This is a genomic window from Crossiella sp. S99.2 (assembly GCF_023094165.1).
Taxonomy (GTDB): domain Bacteria; phylum Actinomycetota; class Actinomycetes; order Mycobacteriales; family Pseudonocardiaceae; genus Crossiella.
Genome location: NZ_JALMDK010000001.1, coordinates 196,208 through 218,293, shown reverse-complemented (window position 1 = coordinate 218,293; position 22,086 = coordinate 196,208). Strand labels below are relative to the sequence as shown.

20 protein-coding genes and 1 tRNA gene are annotated in these 22,086 nt (G+C 70.1%); 8 read left to right on the top strand and 13 right to left on the bottom strand.

The window, feature by feature from the left end:
- The first annotated feature begins 39 nt into the window (after nucleotides 1-39).
- Nucleotides 40-113, top strand: a tRNA-Gly gene (locus MZC64_RS01000).
- A gap of 237 nt (nucleotides 114-350) precedes the next feature.
- Here the strand turns inward: MZC64_RS01000 and MZC64_RS00995 are convergent.
- The 3 genes from MZC64_RS00995 to MZC64_RS00985 all read right to left on the bottom strand — a co-directional run bounded on the left by MZC64_RS00995 (nucleotide 351) and on the right by MZC64_RS00985 (nucleotide 2,621).
- Nucleotides 351-551, bottom strand: coding sequence for a DUF433 domain-containing protein (locus MZC64_RS00995; protein WP_247755191.1), 201 nt, complete (start codon nucleotides 549-551; stop codon nucleotides 351-353).
- A gap of 212 nt (nucleotides 552-763) precedes the next feature.
- Nucleotides 764-961 (bottom strand): DUF433 domain-containing protein, encoded by a 198-nt coding sequence (locus tag MZC64_RS00990; protein ID WP_185000852.1) that lies wholly within the window; start codon nucleotides 959-961, stop codon nucleotides 764-766.
- Nucleotides 962-1,097: 136 nt separating this feature from the next.
- Entirely contained in the window at nucleotides 1,098-2,621 is a 1,524-nt protein-coding gene (locus tag MZC64_RS00985) for a sodium:solute symporter family protein (RefSeq protein WP_247755190.1), read from the bottom strand.
- 206 nt (nucleotides 2,622-2,827) lie between these two features.
- On the opposite strand from MZC64_RS00985, the gene MZC64_RS00980 reads away from it, so the two are divergent.
- Nucleotides 2,828-3,460 (top strand): LysE family translocator, encoded by a 633-nt coding sequence (locus MZC64_RS00980; RefSeq protein WP_247755189.1) that lies wholly within the window; start codon nucleotides 2,828-2,830, stop codon nucleotides 3,458-3,460.
- A gap of 147 nt (nucleotides 3,461-3,607) precedes the next feature.
- Nucleotides 3,608-5,443: an acyl-CoA dehydrogenase gene (locus MZC64_RS00975; RefSeq protein WP_247755188.1), complete on the top strand. Its 1,836-nt coding sequence runs from the start codon at nucleotides 3,608-3,610 to the stop codon at nucleotides 5,441-5,443.
- Nucleotides 5,444-5,509: 66 nt separating this feature from the next.
- Here the strand turns inward: MZC64_RS00975 and MZC64_RS00970 are convergent, their stop codons facing one another.
- From MZC64_RS00970 to MZC64_RS00955, 4 genes are all read right to left on the bottom strand, one after another.
- The gene (locus tag MZC64_RS00970; protein WP_247755187.1) at nucleotides 5,510-6,316 is read right to left on the bottom strand and encodes a DUF1206 domain-containing protein; all 807 of its coding nucleotides are present in this window, start codon (nucleotides 6,314-6,316) and stop codon (nucleotides 5,510-5,512) included.
- A 50-nt stretch (nucleotides 6,317-6,366) separates the two neighbouring features.
- A complete protein-coding gene (locus MZC64_RS48490) occupies nucleotides 6,367-9,486 on the bottom strand; it encodes a VanW family protein (RefSeq protein WP_247755186.1) in 3,120 nt (1,039 codons plus the stop codon).
- A 71-nt stretch (nucleotides 9,487-9,557) separates the two neighbouring features.
- Complete coding sequence (locus tag MZC64_RS00960) at nucleotides 9,558-9,878, bottom strand: co-chaperone GroES (protein ID WP_185000857.1); 321 nt, start codon at nucleotides 9,876-9,878, stop codon at nucleotides 9,558-9,560.
- A 107-nt stretch (nucleotides 9,879-9,985) separates the two neighbouring features.
- Nucleotides 9,986-11,914 carry an NHL domain-containing thioredoxin family protein gene (locus MZC64_RS00955; RefSeq protein WP_247755185.1) on the bottom strand — a complete coding sequence of 643 codons (1,929 nt, stop codon included), beginning with the start codon at nucleotides 11,912-11,914 and terminating at the stop codon, nucleotides 9,986-9,988.
- Between MZC64_RS00955 and MZC64_RS00950 the strand changes: the two genes are divergently transcribed.
- Complete coding sequence (locus MZC64_RS00950; RefSeq protein ID WP_247755184.1) at nucleotides 11,913-12,386, top strand: hypothetical protein; 474 nt, start codon at nucleotides 11,913-11,915, stop codon at nucleotides 12,384-12,386. The genes MZC64_RS00955 and MZC64_RS00950 overlap by 2 nt on opposite strands.
- Nucleotides 12,387-12,407: 21 nt before the next feature.
- Entirely contained in the window at nucleotides 12,408-12,791 is a 384-nt protein-coding gene (locus MZC64_RS00945) for an NUDIX hydrolase (RefSeq protein WP_247755183.1), read from the top strand.
- A gap of 622 nt (nucleotides 12,792-13,413) precedes the next feature.
- Here MZC64_RS00945 and MZC64_RS00940 read toward each other — a convergent pair.
- Nucleotides 13,414-13,758 carry a hypothetical protein gene (locus MZC64_RS00940; RefSeq protein ID WP_247755182.1) on the bottom strand — a complete coding sequence of 115 codons (345 nt, stop codon included), beginning with the start codon at nucleotides 13,756-13,758 and terminating at the stop codon, nucleotides 13,414-13,416.
- Between the two features lie 123 nt (nucleotides 13,759-13,881).
- Nucleotides 13,882-14,448: a hypothetical protein gene (locus MZC64_RS00935; RefSeq protein WP_247755181.1), complete on the bottom strand. Its 567-nt coding sequence runs from the start codon at nucleotides 14,446-14,448 to the stop codon at nucleotides 13,882-13,884.
- A 100-nt stretch (nucleotides 14,449-14,548) separates the two neighbouring features.
- Here MZC64_RS00935 and MZC64_RS00930 point away from each other — a divergent pair, with 100 nt between their 5' ends.
- On the top strand, nucleotides 14,549-15,295 hold the full coding sequence (locus MZC64_RS00930; protein ID WP_247755180.1) for a class I SAM-dependent methyltransferase: 747 nt from the start codon (nucleotides 14,549-14,551) through the stop codon (nucleotides 15,293-15,295).
- A gap of 266 nt (nucleotides 15,296-15,561) precedes the next feature.
- Here the strand turns inward: MZC64_RS00930 and MZC64_RS00925 are convergent, their stop codons facing one another.
- Nucleotides 15,562-15,708 (bottom strand): hypothetical protein, encoded by a 147-nt coding sequence (locus MZC64_RS00925; RefSeq protein ID WP_185000864.1) that lies wholly within the window; start codon nucleotides 15,706-15,708, stop codon nucleotides 15,562-15,564.
- Between the two features lie 156 nt (nucleotides 15,709-15,864).
- Nucleotides 15,865-17,058 carry an ATP-binding protein gene (locus MZC64_RS00920; protein WP_247755179.1) on the bottom strand — a complete coding sequence of 398 codons (1,194 nt, stop codon included), beginning with the start codon at nucleotides 17,056-17,058 and terminating at the stop codon, nucleotides 15,865-15,867.
- A 151-nt stretch (nucleotides 17,059-17,209) separates the two neighbouring features.
- Here MZC64_RS00920 and MZC64_RS00915 point away from each other — a divergent pair, with 151 nt between their 5' ends.
- Both MZC64_RS00915 and MZC64_RS00910 read left to right on the top strand, forming a co-directional pair.
- A complete protein-coding gene (locus tag MZC64_RS00915; protein ID WP_247755178.1) occupies nucleotides 17,210-18,988 on the top strand; it encodes an amino acid permease in 1,779 nt (592 codons plus the stop codon).
- Nucleotides 18,989-19,085: 97 nt separating this feature from the next.
- Complete coding sequence (locus MZC64_RS00910) at nucleotides 19,086-19,694, top strand: SIMPL domain-containing protein (RefSeq protein ID WP_247755177.1); 609 nt, start codon at nucleotides 19,086-19,088, stop codon at nucleotides 19,692-19,694.
- Nucleotides 19,695-19,855: 161 nt separating this feature from the next.
- Here MZC64_RS00910 and MZC64_RS00905 read toward each other — a convergent pair whose 3' ends face one another.
- Together MZC64_RS00905 and MZC64_RS00900 are read right to left on the bottom strand one after the other, a co-directional pair.
- Nucleotides 19,856-20,608: a hypothetical protein gene (locus MZC64_RS00905; RefSeq protein ID WP_247755176.1), complete on the bottom strand. Its 753-nt coding sequence runs from the start codon at nucleotides 20,606-20,608 to the stop codon at nucleotides 19,856-19,858.
- A gap of 121 nt (nucleotides 20,609-20,729) precedes the next feature.
- Nucleotides 20,730-22,010: an acetyl-CoA C-acetyltransferase gene (locus MZC64_RS00900; protein WP_247755175.1), complete on the bottom strand. Its 1,281-nt coding sequence runs from the start codon at nucleotides 22,008-22,010 to the stop codon at nucleotides 20,730-20,732.
- Nucleotides 22,011-22,086: the final 76 nt, after the last annotated feature.

The window sequence follows — 22,086 nt, the reverse complement described above, 5'->3', positions numbered from 1 at the left end:
CCCTGTATGCTCGACCGCGCACGATCACGCGGGTAGTTCGCGGGTGTAGTTCATTGGTAGAACGACAGCTTCCCAAGCTGTAGAGGCGGGTTCGATTCCCGTCACCCGCTCCACTTCCGCCCCGGTTTGCTCGCCCTTGCGGGCTCGCCGGGGCGTTTCGCATCTCACTGGGGGCCGAGCCCCCAGGCCCCAGCCGGGGGTGGCCCCCGGACCCCCTGGTTGCGTGGGTGGCTGGGTTTGTTGGCTTGTTGGTTTGTTGTTGGCGCGCGGGTCTGGGTCTTGGCGACACGAAGGCCCGGATCTCGTCGAGATCCGGGCCTTGTTGCTTGTCTGGCTTGGGTTTGCGGGGGTCAGCGGCCGCCGTTGCGGGAGTATTCGGCGCAGGCGTCGACGTCGTCCAGGGTGATGCTGGGGTGCCGGGTGATGATCTCGGCGGGCGAGAGTCCCTCGCTCAGCAGGGCGTTGACCACCGCGACGGGCACGTCGGTGCCGGTGACGAACGGGACGCCGTGCGCTACCCCCGGGTCATGGGAGATCTGCTCTAGAGCCACCCCGTCAGTCTGCTTCCGGGGTCCGGGGTCGTCAATGGCCCGCGCGGCGGGTTTCGCGGATCTCGAAGGCCGCGATCACTGAGTGTGACCGGGCTTACCGGATATGGCGAAGACCACATTTTTCCGTTCGGAAAATGGTCTTGAACCATCCGGTTTGCCCGGTCTGAATTACGGTCCTGTCGCGGAGAGAAATGCGGTTGTCGCGTGTTTGACTACGCTCCGCCGCGCAGGTATTCAAGGCAGAAGTCCACGTCGCCGATCTCCAGGTCCGGGTGCTTCAGCACGATCTCCGCAGCGGTGAGACCCTCGCAGACCAGGGCAACCACCGTGGCGACCGCGATCTTGGTACCGGTGACGACGGGAACCCCACGGAGCACAGCGGGGTCCTGTGAGACCTTGAGAAAAGACATGAAAATATCCTGCGCCTTCGACCGGATTGATGTCGACTGCACATGGTAGCGAAAATTCTCCGCCCATTGGGGCGGTCCTGGTCCACCGACTGGCGGACCAGGACGCCCCGGAAACCCGGCGGAAGCCGGAAACCAATCAGGCCTTGGCTGCGACGGTCTCCGGTCCGGTCGGCTTGTCGGCCTCGTCGGAGTTCAGCGAGTCGATCAGTTCGTCACGGTCCGTGGTGCGCTCCGGCTTGACCAGGCCGACCACCAGGAACAGCACCACCGAGGTCAGCAGCGGGTAGGCGACCAGCGCCTCCTTGGCCACCGTGGTGCCCATCTGCTGCGAGATGTAGAGCACCGCCCACACCCCGAGCCCGCCCAGGGTGGAGGAGATCGCGGAGGTCGGGCCCATCCGGCGGAACCAGGGCAGCATGCCCAGCATCAGCGGCACCGCGATCGGGCCCATGGTGGCGGCCACCAGATCGACCACGACCTTGAGCACGCCGTCGTTGGTATCCAGGGACACCGCCATCAACATGCTCAGCCCGATGAAGCTGAACGTGGTCACCCGCGCCAGTTTCAGCTGGGCGGCGGCGGTCATCCGCTTGGCGCCCTTCCAGATCCTGGGCAGGATGTCCCTGGTGATCACCGCGGTGATCACGTTGGCGTCCGAGGAGACCATCGCCATGGTGTGCGAGAAGAACCCGGCCAGCACCAGACCGATCATGCCGGCGGGCAGCATCACCTTGCCCAGCTCGATGTAGGCATCGCCCGCCCTGGCGGCCAGGTCCGGCACGATCAGCGGCGCGGCCCACATCGGGAAGAACAGGACCAGCGGCCACACCAGCCACAGCACGCTGGACAGGATCGCCGAGCGCTTCGCCTCGCGGCCGGAGGGCGCGGCCATGTAGCGCTGCGCCAGGTTCCACATGCCGCCGTTGTACTCCAGCGTCTTGATCACGAACAGCGCCATGAAGAAGGTCGCGGTGTAGGGCTCGCGCAGCGGCTCGCTGTTGGCGGCCGGCAGCTTGTCCCAGATCTCCCACATGAACTGGATGCCGCCGAAGTGCGCGGCCACCGCCACGAACATCACGATGCCCGCGGCGCCCTGGATGATGAACTGGCCGAAGTCGGTGAGCGCGTCCGCCCACAGGCCGCCGAGCACCGAGTAGATCATCGTGACCACGCCGACGATCAGGATGCCCCACACGATCGGCACCCCGGCGAAACCGCGCAGCAGGATGGCCACCGCGGACCACTTGGCCGCGATGTCGACCACCTTGAGCACCGAACCGGACCAGGCCATGAGCTGCTGGGCGGGCACGTTGTAGCGCCGGGCCAGGTACTCCAGCGGCGAGGCCACCCCGTGCTTGGACCGCAGCCGGTTCCAGCGCGCGGCGAACAGGAACGCCCCGATGCCGATACCGATGCCGATGGTCAGCGCCCACCAGACGTAGACGGTCAGGCCGAGCCGGTAGGCCTCGCTGGCGAAGGCCACGAACATGACGGCGCTGTAGCCGGACATGTGGTGGCTGATACCGGAGAGCCACCACGGCATCTTGCCGCCCGCGGTGAAGAAGTCGACGACGTTGGCGATCCGGCCGCGCGACCACCAGCCGATCGCCACCATGACGAAGAAATACCCAGCGACCACAACCCAGTCGAGGGTGCCCATGACACCTCCAGCATCAGTACCCGCCACGGGCTGGCGGTCCCTAAGTTGTGGTCCGTCTTACGAGGTAACCCTTGGGTTACGGAACGATTTCCCATGAACCGAGTCACATCTGTGACGAACAGTCAGATATGTGAACACGAATGTGATAAAGCGCCGCGGATCTCGCCCACTCGGTCGCTTGCGGTGACACTGTCATCGTGGACCTCGTGACCTGGCCTTTCGTACTCACCTGCATCGCGGTGGTGGTCTCTCCCGGACCGTCGCTGGCGGTCATCGTCAATCAAGCGCTGCGCGCCGGGCGCACCACCGGCCTGGCGACCATCGCGGGCAACACCAGCGGACTGGTGTTCTGGGCCGCGGCCTCCGCGCTGGGGCTGACCGCGCTGGTGCGCACCTCCGAGGTGGCCTTCGTGGCACTCAAGGTGGCCGGCGCGCTCTACCTGTGCTGGCTGGGCGTGCAGACCCTGCTGCGCTCGCGCAGGCACCAGGAGCAGCCGCCGGAGGACCTGGCCGCCGGGGAGCGGCCACGGGGACTGTGGGCGGCCTACCGGGCCGGGCTGCTGGCCAACCTGAGCAACCCCAAGGCCGCCGCGCTCTACCTCGCGCTGCTGCCCCAGTTCCTGCCGCCGGAGGGGTCGGTGCTCGCCGGCACCGCGGTGCTGACCGTGGTGCAGATGGCGATCAGCGCGGGCTGGTACGTGCTGGTGGTGCTGGCCGTGGGCGCGGTCCGCCGGGTGCTGTCCAAGCCGGCCGTGCGGGCGCGGTTGGACCAGCTCAGCGGCTTGATCCTGGTCGGCATGGGAGTACGGATGGCCACCCTGACCCGTGCCACACTCTGAGTGAGCCGGGTCACAATCGACACTACCGCCAGAAGGGTGACCAATCCCGCCTTGCTGAGGGTTACTCACAGGTAATACTCTGTTGTTACCGGCCAGTAGGGGACCGGCCCGGAAGGCCAGCACCCCGCACAACACGGGAGCGACGAGATGGGCCACTACAAGAGCAACCTGCGCGACCTCGAGTTCAACCTGTTCGAGGTCTTCAAGATCCAGGAGCGCCTGGGCAAGGCGCCCTTCGAGCAGGCGGACGAGGACACCGCGCGCGGGATTCTCAGTGAGCTGAACAACCTGGCGACCGGCCCGCTGGCCGAGTCCTTCGCCGACGCCGACCGCAACCCGCCGGTCTTCGACCCCAAGACGCACTCGGTGTCGCTGCCCGAGTCGCTGCGGTCCTCCTACGCGGCCCTGCAGGACGGCGACTGGGGCAAGCTCTACCTGCCGGAGGAGCAGGGCGGCTACGGCCTGCCGCGCACCGTGCAGTGGGCCGCCGCCGAGCTGATCCTGGGCGCGAACCCGGCTGTGTTCATGTACCTGACCGGCCCGAGCTTCTCCACCATCGTGCACCGCAACGGCACCGAGGAGCAGCAGCGCTGGGCCCAGATCATGCTGGACAAGGGCTGGACGGCCACCATGGTGCTCACCGAGCCGGACGCCGGTTCCGACGTCGGCGCCGGCCGCACCAAGGCGGTGCTGCAGGAGGACGGCAGCTGGCACCTGGACGGCGTGAAGCGGTTCATCACCTCCGCCGAGCACGACCTCAGCGAGAACATCATGCACCTGGTGCTGGCCCGCCCCGAGGGCCCCGGCATCGAGGCCAAGGCGGGCACCAAGGGCCTGAGCCTGTTCCTGGTGCCCAAGTTCCACTTCGACACCCAGACCGGCGAACTGGGCGAGCGCAACGGCGCCTACGTCACCAACGTCGAGCACAAGATGGGCCTGAAGGCCTCCACCACCTGTGAGCTGACCTTCGGCCAGCACGACCTCCCGGCCAAGGGCTGGCTGCTGGGCGAGGTGCACGACGGCATCGCGCAGATGTTCCAGGTGATCGAGTACGCCCGGATGATGGTCGGCACCAAGGCGATCGCCACCCTGTCCACCGGGTACCTGAACGCGCGCGACTACGCCAAGGAGCGCGTGCAGTCGGCGGACCTGACCCAGATGCTGGACAAGGCCGCGCCCAGGGTGACCATCACCAACCACCCGGACGTGCGGCGGATCCTGATGCTGCAGAAGGCCTACACCGAGGGCCTGCGCGCGGTGTACCTCTACACCGCCACCTTCCAGGACTCGATCATCGCCCAGGAGAACACCGAGCTGGCCGAGCGGGTCAACGACCTGCTGCTGCCCATCGTCAAGGGCGTCGGCTCCGAGCGCGCCTACGAGCTGCTCGCGCTGTCCCTGCAGACCCTGGGTGGTTCCGGCTTCCTGCAGGACTACCCGATCGAGCAGTACATCCGGGACGCCAAGATCGACACCCTGTACGAAGGCACCACGGCGATCCAGTCCCTGGACTTCTTCTTCCGCAAGATCGTGCGGGACAAGGGCCAGGCGCTCGGCTTCATCGCGAGCGAGATCCAGAAGACGCTGGAGTCCGAGGTCGGCAACGGCAGGCTGAAGGAGGAGCGCGCGCTGCTCAAGACCGCCCTGGAGGACGTGCAGGGCATGCTGGGCGCGATGATCGGCTTCCTGACCACCGCGCAGGAGGACCCGCGCAACACCTACAAGGTCGGCCAGAACACGGTCCGGCTCTTGATGAGCGCGGGCGACCTGCTGGTCGGCTGGCAGCTGCTGCGCCAGGCCGAGATCGCCATCACCGCGCTGGACGGCGGCGGCGCCTCGGTCAAGGACCAGGCCTTCTACCAGGGCAAGCTGGCCGCGGCCTCGTTCTTCGCCAAGAGCGTGCTGCCCGAGCTGACCGCCCGCCGCAAGATCGTGGAGACCACGGACAACGGGCTGATGGACCTGGACGAGGCCGCGTTCTGAGTCTCACCACCTGACGCTGTCGGGGCCGCGACGGGATTCCCTCGCGGCCCCGCTGCACGTCCGGGGTCAGCCGCGGTGGCAACGAGCTTCGGCGAAGCAGTAGATCCCGAAGGCGGCCACGCCCAGTCCGACCACGGTGAGCAGGTAGGGGCCGTACTCGGCGTCGGCCAGCGTGCGCAGCGCCGCGTCGAGCCCACCGGCCTGCCGGGGATCGTGGTGCACCGCAGCCAGCCCGATCAGCACGCCGACCACCCCGTAGGCCACGCCCTTGGCCACGAATCCGGCCTGGCCCAGTCGCATGGTGAGCCGCTGGGTGCCTTCGGGCAGCTTGCCCAGTTCCAGCTCGTCGGTGAAGGTCCGGCGGATGCCCTTGACCGCGGCGGCCACTCCGACGCCGAGCACGATCAGCGCGAGCAGTCCGACCAGGAATTGCCCGTACGGCAAGGACATCAGCCAGCCGGTGATCTCCTGCTGACTCTGATCTCCTTGGGTGGCACCGGATCCGCTCAGCAACTGCACCGCGACCACGGTCAGCACGGCGGCGGCGAAGCCATGCGCGGCGGCGGAAATCCTTTTGGTTACTTGCCTTCTGCCGGAGAGCCAGTGGTAGCCGCCGACCGCGGTGAGCAGCTGCCAGAGGGCGAAGAAGGCGAGTCCGGCGGCCAGCGCGGTCAGCAGCACACCGCCCAGCGGCTGCTCCGCGAGCGCGGCCAGCGCGCCCTTCTGGTCCGCCTCACCGGCGCTGTCCCCGAAGGCGATCTGGATGGCCAGCCAGGCCACCAGCAGGTGCACGATGCCGAAGCACACCGCGCCGATCCGGCCCAGTAGCACGACCCACTGCCTGCCCTGTTCAGCACTCCGCGTGGACACCATGTGCTCGGGGTGTCCACGCGGAGGAGGTCAAAACGGGCTGAATGGCCCAGTCAGGGCGTCGGCGGCCCGCAGACGATCTTGTCCTGCGCCTTGTAGGTCACCGTGCGCCGCTCGGTGCGGCTCTTGCCGGTGGTGATGTCCTTGATCGTCCGGGTGTCGGTGATCGTGAAGCCTTCCAGGCCACCATTGGGCTTGCAGTCCGGCTTGTCGGTGACGTGCCGGGTGTTGGGCTGGGTGACGTTGCTGCGCTGGCCGTCCTGGGCCTGCACGTCGTAGGTCTTGGTGCCCCACAGCTGCACGGTGATCGAGTTGGAGGTCCAGATGGTCTGCACGTAGATGCCGGTCTTGCTGTCGTTGCGGAACTTCACGTCGATCAGGCTCTGCCCGCTGGGCCCCTGGAAGACCGTGGCCTCCCGGCCCGCCGGGTAGCGGCTGATGTAGTTGCTGTGTTCCTTGTGCTCCACGTCGACCATGCCCGCGTAGTAGGCGGCGTTGTAGATCGTGGTGGCCATCTGGGACACGCCGCCGCCGACCCCTCGGCCGGGCAGGCCGTGCTCCAGGATGCCCGCCTCGACGTAGCCGGTGGCCGCGGTCCGCGGGCCAGTGCGACCGTTGAGGCTGAACGTCTCGCCCGGCTTGACCACCGCGCCGTTGATCTGTTCGGCGGCCCGGCGGATGTTCTGCCCGGAGTCGGCCGCGAAGCCCTTGGTCTCGAACCGGCTGACCAGCTCCTTGACGCCGAGCTGGTTGGCCTGGTCGGTGGTCAGCTTGGCTGGCTGGTCGCCGTACTCGGCCTTGATGGTGCGGTTGTCCGTGCGGCGCAACACCTCGGGCAGGCCGGCCAGGGTCTTCTCCCAGTCCACGCCCCGGCCGTCCGCGGACTCCTTGACCACCGGCTTGCCGCCCTCGAAGGAGAAGGTGGCGTCCTTGCCCGGCTTCTCGGTGGAGGCCAGCTGCGGCTTGGCGTTGTCGACCACCTTGCCGTTGTCCAGCTTGGGGATCAGGTTGCCGCCCTCGTCGACCTCGAACTTGAGCGCGTTGGCGATCGCGGCGGGCGGCACGTTGGCGTTCTTGCCCTCGCCCTGCACCACAACGGGTCCGGAGACCGCGGGCTTGGCGATCTCCTCCACCGCCTTGCGCACCGACTCGGGGGAACTCTTGACCTGGCTGGCGCTGACCGGCAGCTCGACGACCTTGCCGTCGGCCCAGTCCGCGACCATGGCCGCGCTGGCCTTCTCCACGTCCAGCTTCTGCCCGGACTTCGGGTCCACCGCCACCGGCTTGGCGTTCTGGAAGCGCACGGTGCCCTCGACCGGGTCCCGGTCGGTCTTGCCGCGCAGGCCCTCCAGGGCCGCGGTGAGCTTGGGCCCGTCCGCGCGGGTGACCACGCCGACGTCCCGGGTGCCGAAGAAGGAAGTGAGGCGGGTCAACGGGTTCAGCGGCTGCGCGCCGGCCTGGTCCAGGGTCGCGGGCCAGTCCAGCGTCAGCCCGGCTTCCTGCGGGTTGACGCCTGCCTCGACGTCACCGGCCCGCACGGTCACCGGTTTGGTCAGCCGCGGCTCGATCTGCTGCCGCAGCTTGGTTTCGGCCGCGGCCCGGTCCAGCCCGCCGACGTCCACGCCGGCCACGGCCACCCCACGCGGCACGTTGCCCTGGGTCAGCAGCAGATCAACCCCGTACAGCAGGCCGAACACACCGAACGCGGCGGCCACACCCATGATCGTCCGGCGCTTGCGCCTGCTGCGCCGCTCGTCCGCGCCACCCTCGTCGAACCCGTCGGTGGGTCCGCCCGGCGGCGTCGGCGGCAACGCGGCCACCACGGTCGCGTCCGCCTCCCGCGCCGGGGCGGGCAGGTAGGAGGTGGCGGCCTCGATCTTCGGAATCTGGATGGTGTCGGCGTCCGGATCGGGCTGCCTCCCGGCGCCGAGCGGCCGCGGGATGGACTGGGTGGGCTGCTCCACCGGGCGGCCCCGCTTCGGCAACGCCTGGGTGGACTGCTCGACCTGCCGGGTCACCTGCTCGAAGGCCCGCGCCGGGATGGCCTGGGTCGGCCCGTCGACGGATCGCGCCTGCAGCTGCTCCATGCCCCGCGGCGGGGTCTGGGGACGGAGCTGGCCACGGGGCGGCGTGCCGGGGCCCTGCGGGCCGCCCTGGCCCTCCGGACCGCGCGGCGGGAGGTGCTGGGTCTGCTCCGCGAAACCCCGCGGCGGCGTGCCGGGAGCCTGGTTCTGGAACCCGCGGGGCGGCGTCCCCGGAGTCAGGCTCGCGAAGCCACCGGGCGGCGTGCCCGGGGCCTGGTTCGCGAAGTCCCGCAGCTGCGCTCCCGGAGTCTGGACTCCCGGTGCCTGGAATCCCGGCGGCGGCGTGCCCGGCCCCTGGCCGCCCTGCGGCGGGGTGCCCTGGCGCTGGCCCTCGAAGCCGCGCGGCGCGGGCCCCTGGCCGGGTGCGGTGAAGCCGCGGGCCGGAGTACCGGGTCCGCGGGGCGCGGTCTGCTCGACCGGGGTGTCCCGCAGCGACGGGTAGGACTGCGCGGACTCGGCAGGCCGGATCGGCGCGAACAGGCCCCTGGTCAGCGGCTCGGGCTGGACCGGGGGGTTCGGCGGCGGCGTGCTCTTGCCCTGTTCCGGGCTGTCCTCGGCCGATTCGCTCTCGGCCGCGGGAGTCTCCGGGGCGGTGGGCTGCGGAGCCGGGCTCTGCGGGGCCGAACCGGCGCGACCGGCCAGCTCGTCCAGCGGCGAGCGCTCGTTCCGGGTGACCGGCTCCTCGGTGCGGCCGGCCGGGTCGTGCTGCGGGGACGACCCGTTCGGCGCAGCCGGCTTGGCCGGTGCGGACAGTCCGGCGAGCCTGGCCAGCTCGTCCTGCGGCGCGGCCCCGTTCCGGACCGGCTCAGCCGGCGCGGACGAGCCGTTGTCCGCGGCCTGCACGGTCACCGTGGCCTCCTCGGCCGCGGCGTCGGCCACCGCCGCTTCGGCGCTGGCCTGCTCGGCCGATGGCGTCATCGGGCGGGTGCGCGAGTCCAGGTCGGGACGCGCGGTGAGTTGTTGGGTATGCGGGTCGAGCCCGTTGGCGGGCGTCCCGTCCTCGGCCGTGGGCTGCTCTACCGGCTGCGGGGCGGACAACACCGTCGTCTGCTCTGACCGCGGGCCGGGCCGCTGCTCTTCCTCCGGCACCGTGTCCCCTTCTGACGTGGGCGCGAGCACGCGCCTGGCTAGCTACCCGGCTGTCACGTCGAGGGCACGCGTCACAGGTACAAACCCGTGCCGTGCTCGGCTTGCTCGCTGGCGACGGCGTGCAGATCGCGCTCGCGCATCACCAGGTAAGCCTGGCCCTGTACCTCGACCTCGAACTGCTCCTCGGGGTTGAAGAGCACCCTGTCACCCACCTTGACAGTACGTACGTGATTCCCGACCCCGAAAACCTCGCCCCATGCCAGCCGTTTGGCCACCTGGGCAGTGGCTGGGATCACGATCCCGCCGCTGCTGCGTCGCTCCCCGCCCTCCTGCGCGATCCGCACCATCACGCGGTCGTGCAGCATCTGGATCTGGAGCTTGGCATCGGGCACCTTCGGAGTTTACTTGCCCCGCCGAGGCCGACGCGGGGCGGCTCTGCCTGCCTTATACCCCGGAGCACGCTGTTGAGCAGGCAACCAGCCCAACAGCGTGCGACAGATCACACCGCGGATTCGTCCATTCCGCCCATAACGAGCGCGAGCCGTACGGGCGCAGCCGACCGGATCTGGACCGGCACTCCCCAGTCCTGCCTGCTCAGACGGCAGGCCGGATGCTCGACACCCTCGTCACAGCTTGCTGCCTGGGCGACCACGTGGAGTACACCCGACGGCACGTCCGGGGCGATCACCAGCCGCCGCACCAGATCCGTGCCGACCCCCGCGCCCTCGACCAGCAGCTCCGGCGGCGAGGCGGTGACCTCCAGCCGGGTAGACGGCCCGTACCGCTCGTCCAGCTTCTGCCCCGGCGGCGGCACGAACACCACCGCCAGCTCCACCGGCCCCGCGGCCAGCTCACTCGGCGGCCGCCGAACCTGTTGCGCCGCACCGGAGACCAGCCTCGCCGCCACCCCGGGCGGCACCGGCCGCTCCAGCCGGTGCGCGGCGGAGGCGACCACGACCACCTCGCCGTCGAGCACCACCACGCCGGAGGGCTCGGCCAGCTCGCCCGCGAGCGTGCTCACCTCGCCGGATTCCGGGTCGTAACGCCGCAGCGCGCCGTTGTAGGTGTCGGCCACCGCGATGCTGCCGTCGGGCAGCACGGCCACCCCGAGCGGATGCTGCAACAGCGCCTGCTCGGCCGGACCGTCCCGGTGCCCGAAGTCGAACAGCCCGGTGCCGATCACAGTGCGCACGGTGAGCAAGCCGTCCTCGTAGGCCAGGTACCGCAATGCTGAGGTCTCGGAATCGGCCAGCCACAACCGTTCCCGCGCCGGATCCACCGCCAGTCCCGAGGTCTGCGCGAAGAACGCCTCGGCCGCGTCCCCGTCCCGCAACCCCTCCACCGTGGTCCCGGCAAAGCGCGACACCGTGCCCGCCACCGGATCGAACAACCCGATCGTGTGGTTCCCGGCCAGCGCGATCACCACCCCGCCTGCGGGTTCCCACCAGGCGACATCCCACGGACTGGTGAGGTCGATTTCCGTTGCCACACCGTCGGTTTCGCCATCCCGCCACTGCTCGCCGGTACCGGCCACAGTGGACACGAACCCATCACTGAGCCGCACCCCGCGCAGCAGGTGGTTGACCGTGTCCGCCACGACGACGTCGTACCCGACCCGCTCGGCGACCTCCGGCGGCAACAGCGAAAGCCCTGCGGGCTCAGCGAAACCGGCCTCCTCAGCCACTCCAGCAGCCCGCCCGCGAACACCGGAACCAATGCGCCGCAACAGGGTCTCCCCATCCGCGGCCAGCTCCGCCAGCGAATGCCGGGCCGAATCCGCCACCAGCAGGGTCTGCTGCGGAGTGACGATCGCCTTTGCGGGGAAGCGAAGTTCGGTCGCCGCGGCCACCGGCGGCACGTACGGCCCGTCCCCGCGGTGCAGCGTGCCCTTGGCGGAGTGCTCGGCGATCAGCTCGGCCAGCACCCGCCGCAACGCCTCGGCATGCCCCTCACCCGCGGCCACGTGCACCACGTAACCCTCGGGATCCACCAGCACCAGCGTCGGCCACGCCTTGACCGCGTAGGCCTGCCAGGTCACCAGCTCCGGATCGTCCAGCACCGGGTGGTGCACCTCGTACCGCTCCACCGCCGCGGCCAGCGCCACCGGATCCGCCTCGTGCGCGAACTTCGGCGAGTGCACCCCGACGGTGACCAGCACATCGGCGAACTCCGCCTCCAGCGGCCGCAGTTCGTCCAGCACGTGCAGGCAGTTGATGCAGCAGAAGGTCCAGAAGTCGAGCAGGGTGATCTTCCCGCGCAGCTCCGCGAGCCGGATGTCCTTGCCGCCGGTGTTCAGCCAGCCACGTCCGACCAGCTCAGGGGCACGGACGCGGGCACGACGTTTCGCAGTGGTCACATCCGTAGTCAACACAGCGATTGACCAGCGGTGTTCCCCGGCCCACCAGGTGAGACGGCAGCATGGCGGCATGAGCGAGTTGCGCTGGGACGAGGTCGCGGATCTCTTCGACCCCGACAACGGGGTGCTGCCGGACGTCGAAGTCGCCGGAACGACCGTGGCGGACTGGCAGACGGTGTTCGACCTGGTGCGGGCCCGCGGCTGGGAGCACCGGTACAACCCGGAGGTGGGGGACGCCGAACTGCCTGCCGCGGCGGAGATCTTCGCCGGTGGGGCGGTGCTGGACGCGGATTTGCACGTGTGGCCGGCGCCGGACGTGATGGCGATCTTCCGGTTCTACCGGGCGGAAACCGTGGACTTCGACGTGCATCTGGAGGAGTTGCAGGGGCAGGGGCCGCTGGATGTGTTGTGCGAGTTCTATCGCACCATCGGGCGGGCGCTGGGCAAGTCGGTGGTAATGACCTTCGAGGGGCACCGGGAGCTGCCGATGATCGGTTATGACGTTGGGCTGGACCGGGTGATCCGGCTCGCTCCGCCGGACTAGGGGGACGTGGTGGGCTATCCGGTGTCGATCAAGGGTGTGCTGGTCCGGGCGGGGCGGGTGTTGTTGTTGCGCAACGACCGCAGGGAGTGGGAGTTGCCCGGAGGGCGGATCGAGGCTGGGGAGACGCCGGAGTTGTGCCTGGCCAGGGAGATCCGAGAGGAGACCGGGTGCGCGGTGACCGTCGGGCCGATCCTGGACTCCTGGCTGTACCTGATCGAACAGGTGGGCCGGGAGGTGTTCATCGTGACCTACGGCTGTCATCCGGCCGATGACGTCGAGCCGACGCTGTCCGCTGAGCACCGGGAAATCGGGTTCTTCACGGCGGCTCAGGTCGCGGGGCTGGTCATGCCCGAGGGGTATCGGCGGTCGGTGACGCACTGGTTCGCGGACTCGCGGCGACTGTGATGCCGGTCACAGGTTGAACCGGGGCTGGGATTTGCTCGTCTTCGAGTCTGAAGCAAGGGACAAACAGGGACGGATGGGCCGGCTGGGCTCCTGATCCGCTGGTGCTGGGTGGCGCTGGTGGGGCGGGGTCCGGGCGGTGCCGGGGTGCTCGATGGGACGGGGTCAGTCGGTTCGGGCGGTGCCGGATCGGGTGGTTTTCGTCGGGCGCGGAACCGGTGTGGGCCGTCTCTGGGGACCCCGCGGCGCAGGGGCAGTGCTGTCGGGTCTCGGGTGGCCTGTCCATGGGCGGACAGGTCGCCGCGGTCGCGCGCCGGCTACTCCACACCGGCGCGCGGCCGCGGTTCTTTTTCCTGCGCGCCAACGGGATGGTCGCCCGTACCCCCACGGCCGGACGACCTTCCCCGCTCGCGCTCATGGCCTGGCTGCTCAGTTCTGGCACCACGCTGCTGCGCCGCGTTCGCCTCCTACACGTCCGGGCGGCGGTGCCGGTTGCCGGGAAAATCGGCCAATATCGCCGAATTTCCGGGGCAACCCCGGGGGGTGCTCAGACGTCAAACACTGTTGGCGGACAAGAAGAAAGGGGAGCCCGGAAACCGGACTCCCCTATGGGCGGTCACTCAGTTCAGTCGAGCACCCGCACGGTCACCTGGTACTCACCCGGCTCGACCTCGCCCAGCGCGACGTCGGCGTAGCGCACCGGTCCGGGCTTGATCAGCGGGGCGGCCGGGAACAGCGTGGACTCCACCCACGGCGAGTCGAGCCGCGGGCAGAGCTGCTCGTCCACCACGATGCCGACGTCGTTGCCGGGCAGCACGCCCTGCCGGTTGCCGGGGATCCCGTAGTAACTCACCGTCCGGTCCGCGTTGATCTCGATGGTCTGCACCGTGCCCGCGCCAGCCAGCGGCGCGGCGAGCACCGCGGTCCCCAGGGCGAGGGCGAACGCGGCGATGGCGGCTTTGCTTCTCATGGTCTTCCTCCCAGTGGCGACACGGCGCCCCCGCGCCGTGTCGCTATCCAGCCAAACTCGCTGGACTTTCCGGGCAACCGGCGACCCCGCCGGACGTCTGACGACGTTGGGACACAAGCGCTTTCAGCTCCGCACGCCACCCCGGCGGCGGCGCAGCAGCCAGCCGCCGAGCGCGGCGCCTGCCAGCAACGCGCCGCCGCCGGCGAGCACCCCGCCGAGGCCGGTGTCCGTGGTGCCGCCGCCACCGGTCTCCGGGGCGCCCTTCGGCTTGGTCGGCACCGCCGCGCTGGTGCTGGGCCGGGGGCGGGAGGTGGCCGGCGGCGGGGCCTGGATGGTGAACTCACCGCGGTAGGCGACCGGGCCGCAGGTGAAGGTCATGGTGTGCTTGCCGCCCTTGACCCCCTTGGGGATGGTGAACTCGCCCATCGCCACCCCGGCGCTGCCGCCGTTGAGCTGGATCTCGCCCATGCCGCTGAGCTTGACCTTGCTCGCCTTGTCCGGCGCGCAGTCGGTGCCGATCATCACCCTGGCCGGCAGGTGGAAGGTGCTGCCCGCGCCGAAGGTGGTCTTCCCGGCTTCGAAGTCCACGGTGTAGGCGTTGGTGCCAGGCTGGGCCATGGCGGCTGGTGCGGCGAGCAGCGCGGTGCCCGCGGCGAGGGCGAGGGTGGCGAGGACGGTCCTGGTCTGCATGGCGAGTCTCCCCGACTGTCTTGCCGTGACTGGTGACTTCTACACGTTGATCGCGCCCTAGTTGGTTGCCTGTTGACGAGGAAATCCCGGGGAGGATTTTGTGACCGGCGAACTCAACACCTACGACACCGCCACCGCGGCCGCCTACCGGCAGGCCAGGGAGATCCCGCGGCCGGGACTGACGCACTGGCGGGCGGCGATCGAGCGACACCTCGCCCCGGCCGCGGGCTCGACCGTGCTCGACCTGGGCGCGGGCACCGGGCTGTTCGCCACCGCGCTGGCCGACTGGTTCGGCGTCCGGGTGCTCGCGGTCGAGCCCGCCGACGCGATGCGCGCGCACATCCCGGCGCACCCGCTGGTGACGGTCGCGCCGGGGGACGCGACGACCGTCCCGGTCGAGGCTGGCTCGCTGGCCGGGGCCTGGCTGTCCACGGTCATCCACCACGTGCCGGACCGGGTGGCCGCCGGGCACGAGCTGCGCCGGGTACTGCGGCCGGGTGCGCCGGTGCTCATCCGGGGTGTCTTCCGGGAGCGGCCGCTGGAGTTGAACGTGCTCCGGCACTTCCCGGAGGGCAGGCGGGCGCTGGCGAGGTTCCCGACCGTGGCCGAGGTCTGCGCGGACCTCGGGGTGGCCGGGTTCGAGCAGGTCAGCCTGGAGTCGGTCCCTCAGACAAGTGCACCCGATCTGGGGACAGTGCTCGGCCGGATTCAGCAGAACGGTGACACTTTGCTGCGGGGGCTGAGCGTCGAGGAATATGCCGCGGGCCTGGACCGGCTACAGGCCGCGGTGGCGGCTGGCGCCAGCGGGCCGGTCATCGACCGGCTTGACCTGCTGGTTCTGCGCTGACCCCGGATATGGGAAACCCCGCAGTGCTGCCAGGTCGGGGGTCCGACAGCACCGCGGGGTCATCTAGAACATCGCTACGCCCCCCAAAGGCGTTACACCCGATTGGGTAAGTGACGTGGGTCACTACAGCGATGCGTGATTGTGCAGGTGAAACAGCACGACCCCGACCGGCGGGAGGCAAGTCGGGGCCGTGCGTCTTCCCCCGTGGGGTCACGGCGACGGGAGGGCTCGCCCAATCGAGGTAGGGCGTCCGCGCCGGACCGGGCTCAGCGGAGGGAGGTCACCTGGGCGGCGGCAATGGCCATCAGTTCGTGCCGCATGGCCGGAGTGGCGGCGGCGTCGATCGCGCGGTTCACGGCTCGCCGGGTGCGGGCCTGTGCACGGCGGGACCGGATCTTCGCGACGAGGTTCATCTGAGTTGCATCCCCTTAGTAAGCATCTCGTTGTCTGTGCCTCAAGTATGCACCACCCAAACCTCGATTGCACCCGATTATCCGGTGAGACGGGCCACAGGCCGATGATTCATCGGCAAAGCCCGGGAAGTTACCGGCGATTCGTCCGGTGTTCACCTAGTCACCGGCGGTCAGCAGGAAGCGGCCGAAATGCGGCACGGTGAAGGCGATCCGGCCCCGTTCGGCGGAGTAGACCAGGCCCTTCTTGATCAGAGAGTCACGTGCCGGGGACAGCGAGGAGGGCTTGCGCGCGAGGTGTTCGGCCAGGTGAGCGGTGCCGACCGGCTCGTCCCGGCCTTCGCTGAGCACCGCCATCCCGTGCAGGTACTCCCGTTCGGCCGGGGTGGCCCGCTCGTAGCGGGAGCCGAAGAAGCCCACCGCCAGCTCGCCCGCGGCCTCCGGTTCGGCCACCGCGACGTCCTCGGCGGTGATCGGATCCCCGGGGGCGGCGTCCCAGGCGGCCTTGGCGTATGCCTGCACAAAGTACGGGTAACCACCGCTGGCCTCGAACAACGCGGCCAGCGCGGCCGGGGCGATGCCCGCTTCCTCGCGTTCGATCGGCGCGGTCACCGCGCGGTCGTGCTCGGCCCGGTCCAGCCGGTCGATCTTGACGTAGCGGAACAGCCGCTCGGAGTAGGACTTGCTGGCCGAGAGCACCGCGGGCAGGTGCGGCAGCCCGGCGCCGACCACCACCAGCGGCGCGCCGGACTGGGACAGCTCGTGGCAGGCCGCGCACAGCGCCGAGACGTCCTCCGGCGGCACGTCCTGCATCTCGTCGATGAGCAGCGCGACCCCGGTGCCCACGTCCGCGGCCAGCTCGGCCACGTCGGTGAACAGCTCCACCAGGTCGATCTCGATATCGCCGGAGTCGGCCCGGCCGCTGGCCGCCGGCACGTCGATGCCGGGCTGCCAGCGGTCCCGCAGCTTGGCGCCCTCCGGGGTGGCCCGCAGCGCGAAGGCCTTGAGCACGCCGAGCACCTGCTCCACCCGGTCCGGCGCGCGATGCCGGACCGCCAGTTCGCGCACGGCCCGGTGCAGGGCGGCCGACAACGGCCTGCGCAGCCCGGAGTCCGGCCGGGCCTCGATCTTGCCCGCGCCCCAGCCGCGCCGGATGGCCATCGAGCGCAGTTCGCCGAGCAGCACGGTCTTGCCCACCCCGCGCAGTCCGGTCAGCACCAGGCTGCGTTCCGGGCGGCCCCTGGCGATGCGTTCCAGGACCACCTCGAACGCGCCGACCTCCCGGTCCCGGCCGGCGAGTTCGGGCGGCCGCTGGCCTGCCCCTGGGGCGAAGGGATTGCGCACCGGGTCCACGATCGGACCGTATCGGCGTTTCTAGGTCCACTCCGATACGGCGGCAGAAAGAGCGGTCCGCGTGTCGGCGGCGTCAAGATCAGCCCGACCGGGCTCAGGATCGCGTCAACGTGGCCGGGCGCGGTGGATCCGGCACCGCACAGTGCGGCGTGTGCTGACCCTGACTCGCGCCGAGGCCGGTGAGAACCGGCACCGGCTGACCGCCACCACCGGCGTCGCCGCCCTCGGCCTGGACGCGCTCGCCTCGGTTTCCTACGGCCCGCAGGCCATCGTGCTGGCGCTGGCCGCGGCCGGGGCGGCCGGCATCGGCTGGACGTTGCCGGTGACCGTGGCGATCGTGCTGCTGCTGGTGGTGCTGGTGGCCGCGTACCGGCAGGTGGTGCACGCCTATCCGGACGGCGGCGGCGCGTACACGGTGGCCCGGCGCAACCTGGGTGAGCGGGCCGGGCTGGTCGCGGCGGCCTCGCTGATCGTGGACTACGTGCTCAACGCGGCGGTGGCCACCGCGGCCGGGGTGGCCGCGCTGACCTCGGCGGTGCCCGGCCTGCTGCCCTGGACCACCGAGCTGTGCCTGGCCGTGCTGGTGCTGGTCACCCTGGTGAACCTGCGCGGGGTGGCCAGCAGCGCCCGCGCTTTCACCGCGCCGACCGCGTTGTTCGTGCTCGCGGTGCTGGTGGTGATCGGCATCGGCCTGCTGCGCGGCGCGCCGCTGAACCCGTTGCCCGACCCCGCGCCCGCCCAGACCACCGCGGCCGTCGGCGTGCTGCTGGTGTTGTCCGCCTTCGCCAACGGCTGCGCCTCGCTGACCGGGATCGAGGCGATCGCCAACGCCACCCCGTCCTTCCGCAGCCCGCGCCCGCGCCACGCCGCTCGCGCGCAGACCCTGCTCGGCCTGCTGCTCGGGGTGATGCTGCTGGGCCTGGCCGCCCTGGTCGAGCTGTTCGACCTGCGCCCGGTCGAGGGCCGCACGGTGCTGTCGCTGCTGGTGGAAGGCGCGGTCGGGGACGGCGCGATCTTCCTGGTCGTGCAGTTCACCACGGTGCTGCTGCTGGCCCTGTCGGCCAACACCTCCTTCGGCGGCCTGCCGGTGCTGGCCGCCCGGCTGGCCGCCGACCATTACCTGCCGCACGCCTTCGGGCTGCGTGCGGACCGGCTGGTGCACCGGATCGGCGTGCTGGTGCTGGCCGGACTGGCCGCGGCGCTGATCATCGGTTCCGGCGGGCAGCTCGACGTGCTGGTGCCGATGTTCACCATCGGTGTCTTCGTCGGGTTCGCGCTGTGCCAGACCGGGATGGTGCGGCACTGGCGCACCCGCGGCGAACGCGGTTGGCGGCTGTGGCTCAACCTGGTGGGCGCGGTGCTGAGCACGGTGGCCGCGGTGGTGGTGACGATCGTGAAGTTCACCGAGGGCGCCTGGCTGGTGGTGCTGGTGCTGCCGCTGCTGGTGTTCGCGCTGCGCCGGGTGCACCGGGCCTACGCGGTGCTCGGGCGGCAACTCGGCCTGGGTTCGCTGCCCGAGCTGCCCAGGCCGGAGGCGGCGCTGGTGGTGGTGCCGGTCGCCGGGCTGTCGGTGCTGACCTCGCACTGCCTGAGCACCGCGTTGTCCTTGGGGCACAAGGTGATCGCGGTGCACGTGGCCGGCGGCGGGCAGCCCGCGGAGTGCCAGCGCGAGCTGGGCGCGGACTGGACCGCCTGGCATCCGGAGGTGCCGCTGGTGCTGCTGGAGCGGTCCCGCGGCGGACTCGGCGCGACCATCGCGGCCTACGTGCGCGGCATGCCGGACCGGCAGGTGGTGGTGCTGATCGGCGAGTTGCGGCCGCGCAGCGCGTGGATCCGGTTGCTGCTCAACGGTCAGGGCGGCGGCATCGCCCGTGCGGTACGCGGCCGCAGCCAGGCCGCGGTGTGCCGGATGCACTACCGCCTACCCTGATCTAGCGCTTTCTTACGAAAAGGCTAGATATTGGTATACGCCGGAATCGTTGCGGGGCGGGCTCCGGGCGAGTTGGCTGGGCGGCGTGGCTGAAGTTGTGACGAAGGGGACCGGAGAAGTCGAGCGGATCGCCGATCGGGCTCAGTTGTGGGTGACCTTCGCGGTGACCGCCACCGAGCGCGCCGAGGCGGTCCGCCTGCTCGGCAAGCGGATCGAGCGGGTCGAACCACTGCTGACCCAGGACGGCGTCGAGGTGCGCTCCCGGCGGGTCTCGGTGCACCCGTACTGGAGCGGTGACAAGGGCGAACAGGCCGGGGTGCACGCCGAGCAGCAGTACCAGCTGCGGGCCGCCGACCAGGCTTCGCTGGAGACGCTGGTAGCCGCGCTGATCGGCCAGGAACCGACCGCGCTCAACGGCCCGGACTGGGAACTGAGCGATCAGGCCGAGGCGGCGCGCGAGGCCCAGGTGCTCGCGGTCGCCGACGCGCGCCGCCGGGCCGAGGGCTACGCCGAGGCGCTCGGCGTGCGACTGGGCACGTTGCTGCGGATCAGCGACGGCGACGATCAGCATTACGCGCCGATGGCCAGGGCGGCCGGGTTCGCCATGGAGGCCGACCGGCTGCCCAGCGTGCAGTCGCTGAACCTGGAACCGCAGGCGGTGGTGGTCAGCGCCCGCTGCACCACGTCGTGGTCGTTGCTCGACTAAGCGGGAGAAATGGAGAGGGCCGGTCCTTCGACCGGCCCTTCTCGCTAAAAACGGGGGCTCTGCTCGTTGAGCTACACCGGCTAGGCCGGGCCAGGACTCGCACCTGGGTCTCCCACGTTCCGCTGCTCACGATACACCTGTGGTTTGGGGGACGGAAGGAGTCAGACGTGCAGGCCAGCGGCGTGTGCCGCCGTGACCAGCTCCGTCTCGGACACACCCGTGGCCGTGTAATGGAACCTCGCCCAGCCACGTAGCTTCCGGTGTCGTTCCGCCGCGTTCTTGGCCGGTGGCCCATGTGCGAGGTAGTCCGCCACGATCAGCTGCGCCCACCGTGCACTGGGCAAAGCCGCGGTCAACATCCGATTGGCGTCCTTGGCCACGTTCTTCGTTGTCGCCAAGGCCATGAACATCTCCCCTACCCCAAGCTCGATCCGCACGCCCACGGCCAGGTTCACCGGGGAACGGCCGACAATCCTCTTCCAGTCCGCCGCGGCCATCGGGGACAAGGCACCCGCGCAATCCGGGACGCGCTGATCAATCACGCCACCGTTGTGGATGACGGAGTTGCGCATCTCCCGCAACACGTGGAACTGGGCCAGCGGGTCGGCTCGGAAGGTGCCGCCGGTGCAGGTCTCCAGGGCGCGGTGCAGATGCTTGACGGACTGGGGTGCTGTGCCTCCGGCGAGGGTGATGCAGGAACGCAGGAGGTCCTCGTGCAGGGCAAGCGCGTACGGGACGGCCATCATGCCCAGGTGCTGGTCAGCCTGAATCAGCACGTCCCTCGCCGCCGCAGAGGTCAAGTTGAAGCGGCCAACGTGCTCGACAGCGGGAAAGATCGTGGGCAGCAGGTGCTTGGAGCCGTCGGTCAGGCTCAGGAAGTTGGCAGCGATCTTGGCGCCGACGAGCAGGCCCATGATCGCGGTGTTCGCTTCCTCTCGGGCCTGCGTGTACTGCCGGAAGTCCGGGAAGTTGACCAGGGGTAGGTTTGCCGCCACCAGGGCATCTTACGGACAGCGACAGACAATCAGCAGAGCGTCATCGCTCCAGGATGGCGGTGACGCCCTGGCCGCCTGCGGCGCAGATGGAGATCAGGCCGCGGCCGGATCCCTTGCGGGCCAGCAGTTTGGCCAGGGTGGCCACGATCCGGCCGCCGGTGGCGGCGAAGGGGTGGCCCGCGGCCAGTGAGGAGCCGTTGACGTTGAGCCTGGCCCGGTCGATCTCGCCGAGCGGGGCGTCCAGGCCGAGCTTCTCCTTGCAGAAGGCGGGGTCGGTCCAGGCTTTGAGGGTGGCCAGGACCTGGGAGGCGAATGCCTCGTGGATCTCGTAGTAGTCGAAGTCCTGCAGGGTGAGGCCGGCGCGGGCGAGCATCCGGGGGACCGCGTAGGCCGGGGCCATCAGCAGGCCCTCGCCGCCGTGCACGAAGTCGACCGCGGCGGTCTCGCACTGGGTGAGGTAGGCCAGCGGGGTCAGCCGGTGTGCGGCCGCCCATTCCTCGCTCGCCAGCAGCACCGTGCTGGCGCCGTCGGAGAGCGGGGTGGAGTTGGCCGCGGTCATGGTGGCATCCTCGCCCTTGCCGAAGACCGGCTTGAGCTTGGCCAGCTTCTCCAGGCTGGAGTCGGCGCGCAGGTTCTGGTCGCGTTCCAGGCCCTGGAACGGGGTGAGCAGGTCGTCGAAGAAGCCGGAGTCGTAGGCGCGGGCCAGGTTCTGGTGACTGGCCACGGTCAGCTCGTCCTGCGCCTCGCGGCTGATCTCCCACTCCTTGGCGGTGATCGCCGCGTGGTCGCCCATGGACAGGCCGGTGCGTGGTTCGCCGTTGCGCGGGATGTCCAGGACGATGTGCGTCGGGCGCAGCCTGGTCAGCAGGCGCAGCCGCTTACCGAGGCTCTTGGCCCGGTTGAGGTCGAGCAGCACCTGGCGGAAGTCCTCGTTGACGCCGATCGGGGCGTCGCTGGTGGTGTCCACGCCGCCGGCCACGCCGACCTCGATCTGCCCGAGCGCGATCTTGTTGGCCACCAGGATGGCCGCCTCCAGGCCGGTGCCGCAGGCCTGTTGCACGTCGTAGGCGGGGGTTTCCGGGGCGAGTCTGCTGCCCAGCACGGTCTCCCTGGTCAGGTTGAAGTCCCGGCTGTGCTTGAGCACCGCGCCCGCGACCACCTCGCCCAGCCGCTCGCCCTGCAGGCCGAACCGGCTGACCAGGCCGTCCAGCGCGGCGGTGAGCATGTCCTGGTTGGATGCCCTGGCGTAGGGGCCGTTGGATCGGGCGAAGGGGATCCGGTTGCCACCCAGGACCGCCACTCGTCGCGTGCTCGCGGACATCGCGCCTCCTCGCCGGGATCTCTGGCTGCTAGCCTAGCGAGGATAACCTACTGACGAGTAGCCTTACTGGCGAGTA

Excerpts from the sequence above, each read along its gene's own strand:
- MZC64_RS00990 (WP_185000852.1), bottom strand. The coding sequence starts at position 961 with ATGTCTTTTCTCAAGGTCTCACAGGACCCCGCTGTGCTCCGTGGGGTT.
- MZC64_RS00985 (WP_247755190.1), bottom strand. The coding sequence starts at position 2,621 with ATGGGCACCCTCGACTGGGTTGTGGTCGCTGGGTATTTCTTCGTCATG.
- MZC64_RS00975 (WP_247755188.1), top strand. The coding sequence starts at position 3,608 with ATGGGCCACTACAAGAGCAACCTGCGCGACCTCGAGTTCAACCTGTTC.
- MZC64_RS00970 (WP_247755187.1), bottom strand. The coding sequence starts at position 6,316 with ATGGTGTCCACGCGGAGTGCTGAACAGGGCAGGCAGTGGGTCGTGCTA.
- MZC64_RS00950 (WP_247755184.1), top strand. The coding sequence starts at position 11,913 with ATGAGCGAGTTGCGCTGGGACGAGGTCGCGGATCTCTTCGACCCCGAC.
- MZC64_RS00955 (WP_247755185.1), bottom strand. The coding sequence starts at position 11,914 with ATGCCGCCATGCTGCCGTCTCACCTGGTGGGCCGGGGAACACCGCTGG.
- MZC64_RS00940 (WP_247755182.1), bottom strand. The coding sequence starts at position 13,758 with ATGAGAAGCAAAGCCGCCATCGCCGCGTTCGCCCTCGCCCTGGGGACC.
- MZC64_RS00935 (WP_247755181.1), bottom strand. The coding sequence starts at position 14,448 with ATGCAGACCAGGACCGTCCTCGCCACCCTCGCCCTCGCCGCGGGCACC.
- MZC64_RS00925 (WP_185000864.1), bottom strand. The coding sequence starts at position 15,708 with ATGAACCTCGTCGCGAAGATCCGGTCCCGCCGTGCACAGGCCCGCACC.
- MZC64_RS00905 (WP_247755176.1), bottom strand. The coding sequence starts at position 20,608 with ATGGGCCTGCTCGTCGGCGCCAAGATCGCTGCCAACTTCCTGAGCCTG.
- MZC64_RS00900 (WP_247755175.1), bottom strand. The coding sequence starts at position 22,010 with ATGTCCGCGAGCACGCGACGAGTGGCGGTCCTGGGTGGCAACCGGATC.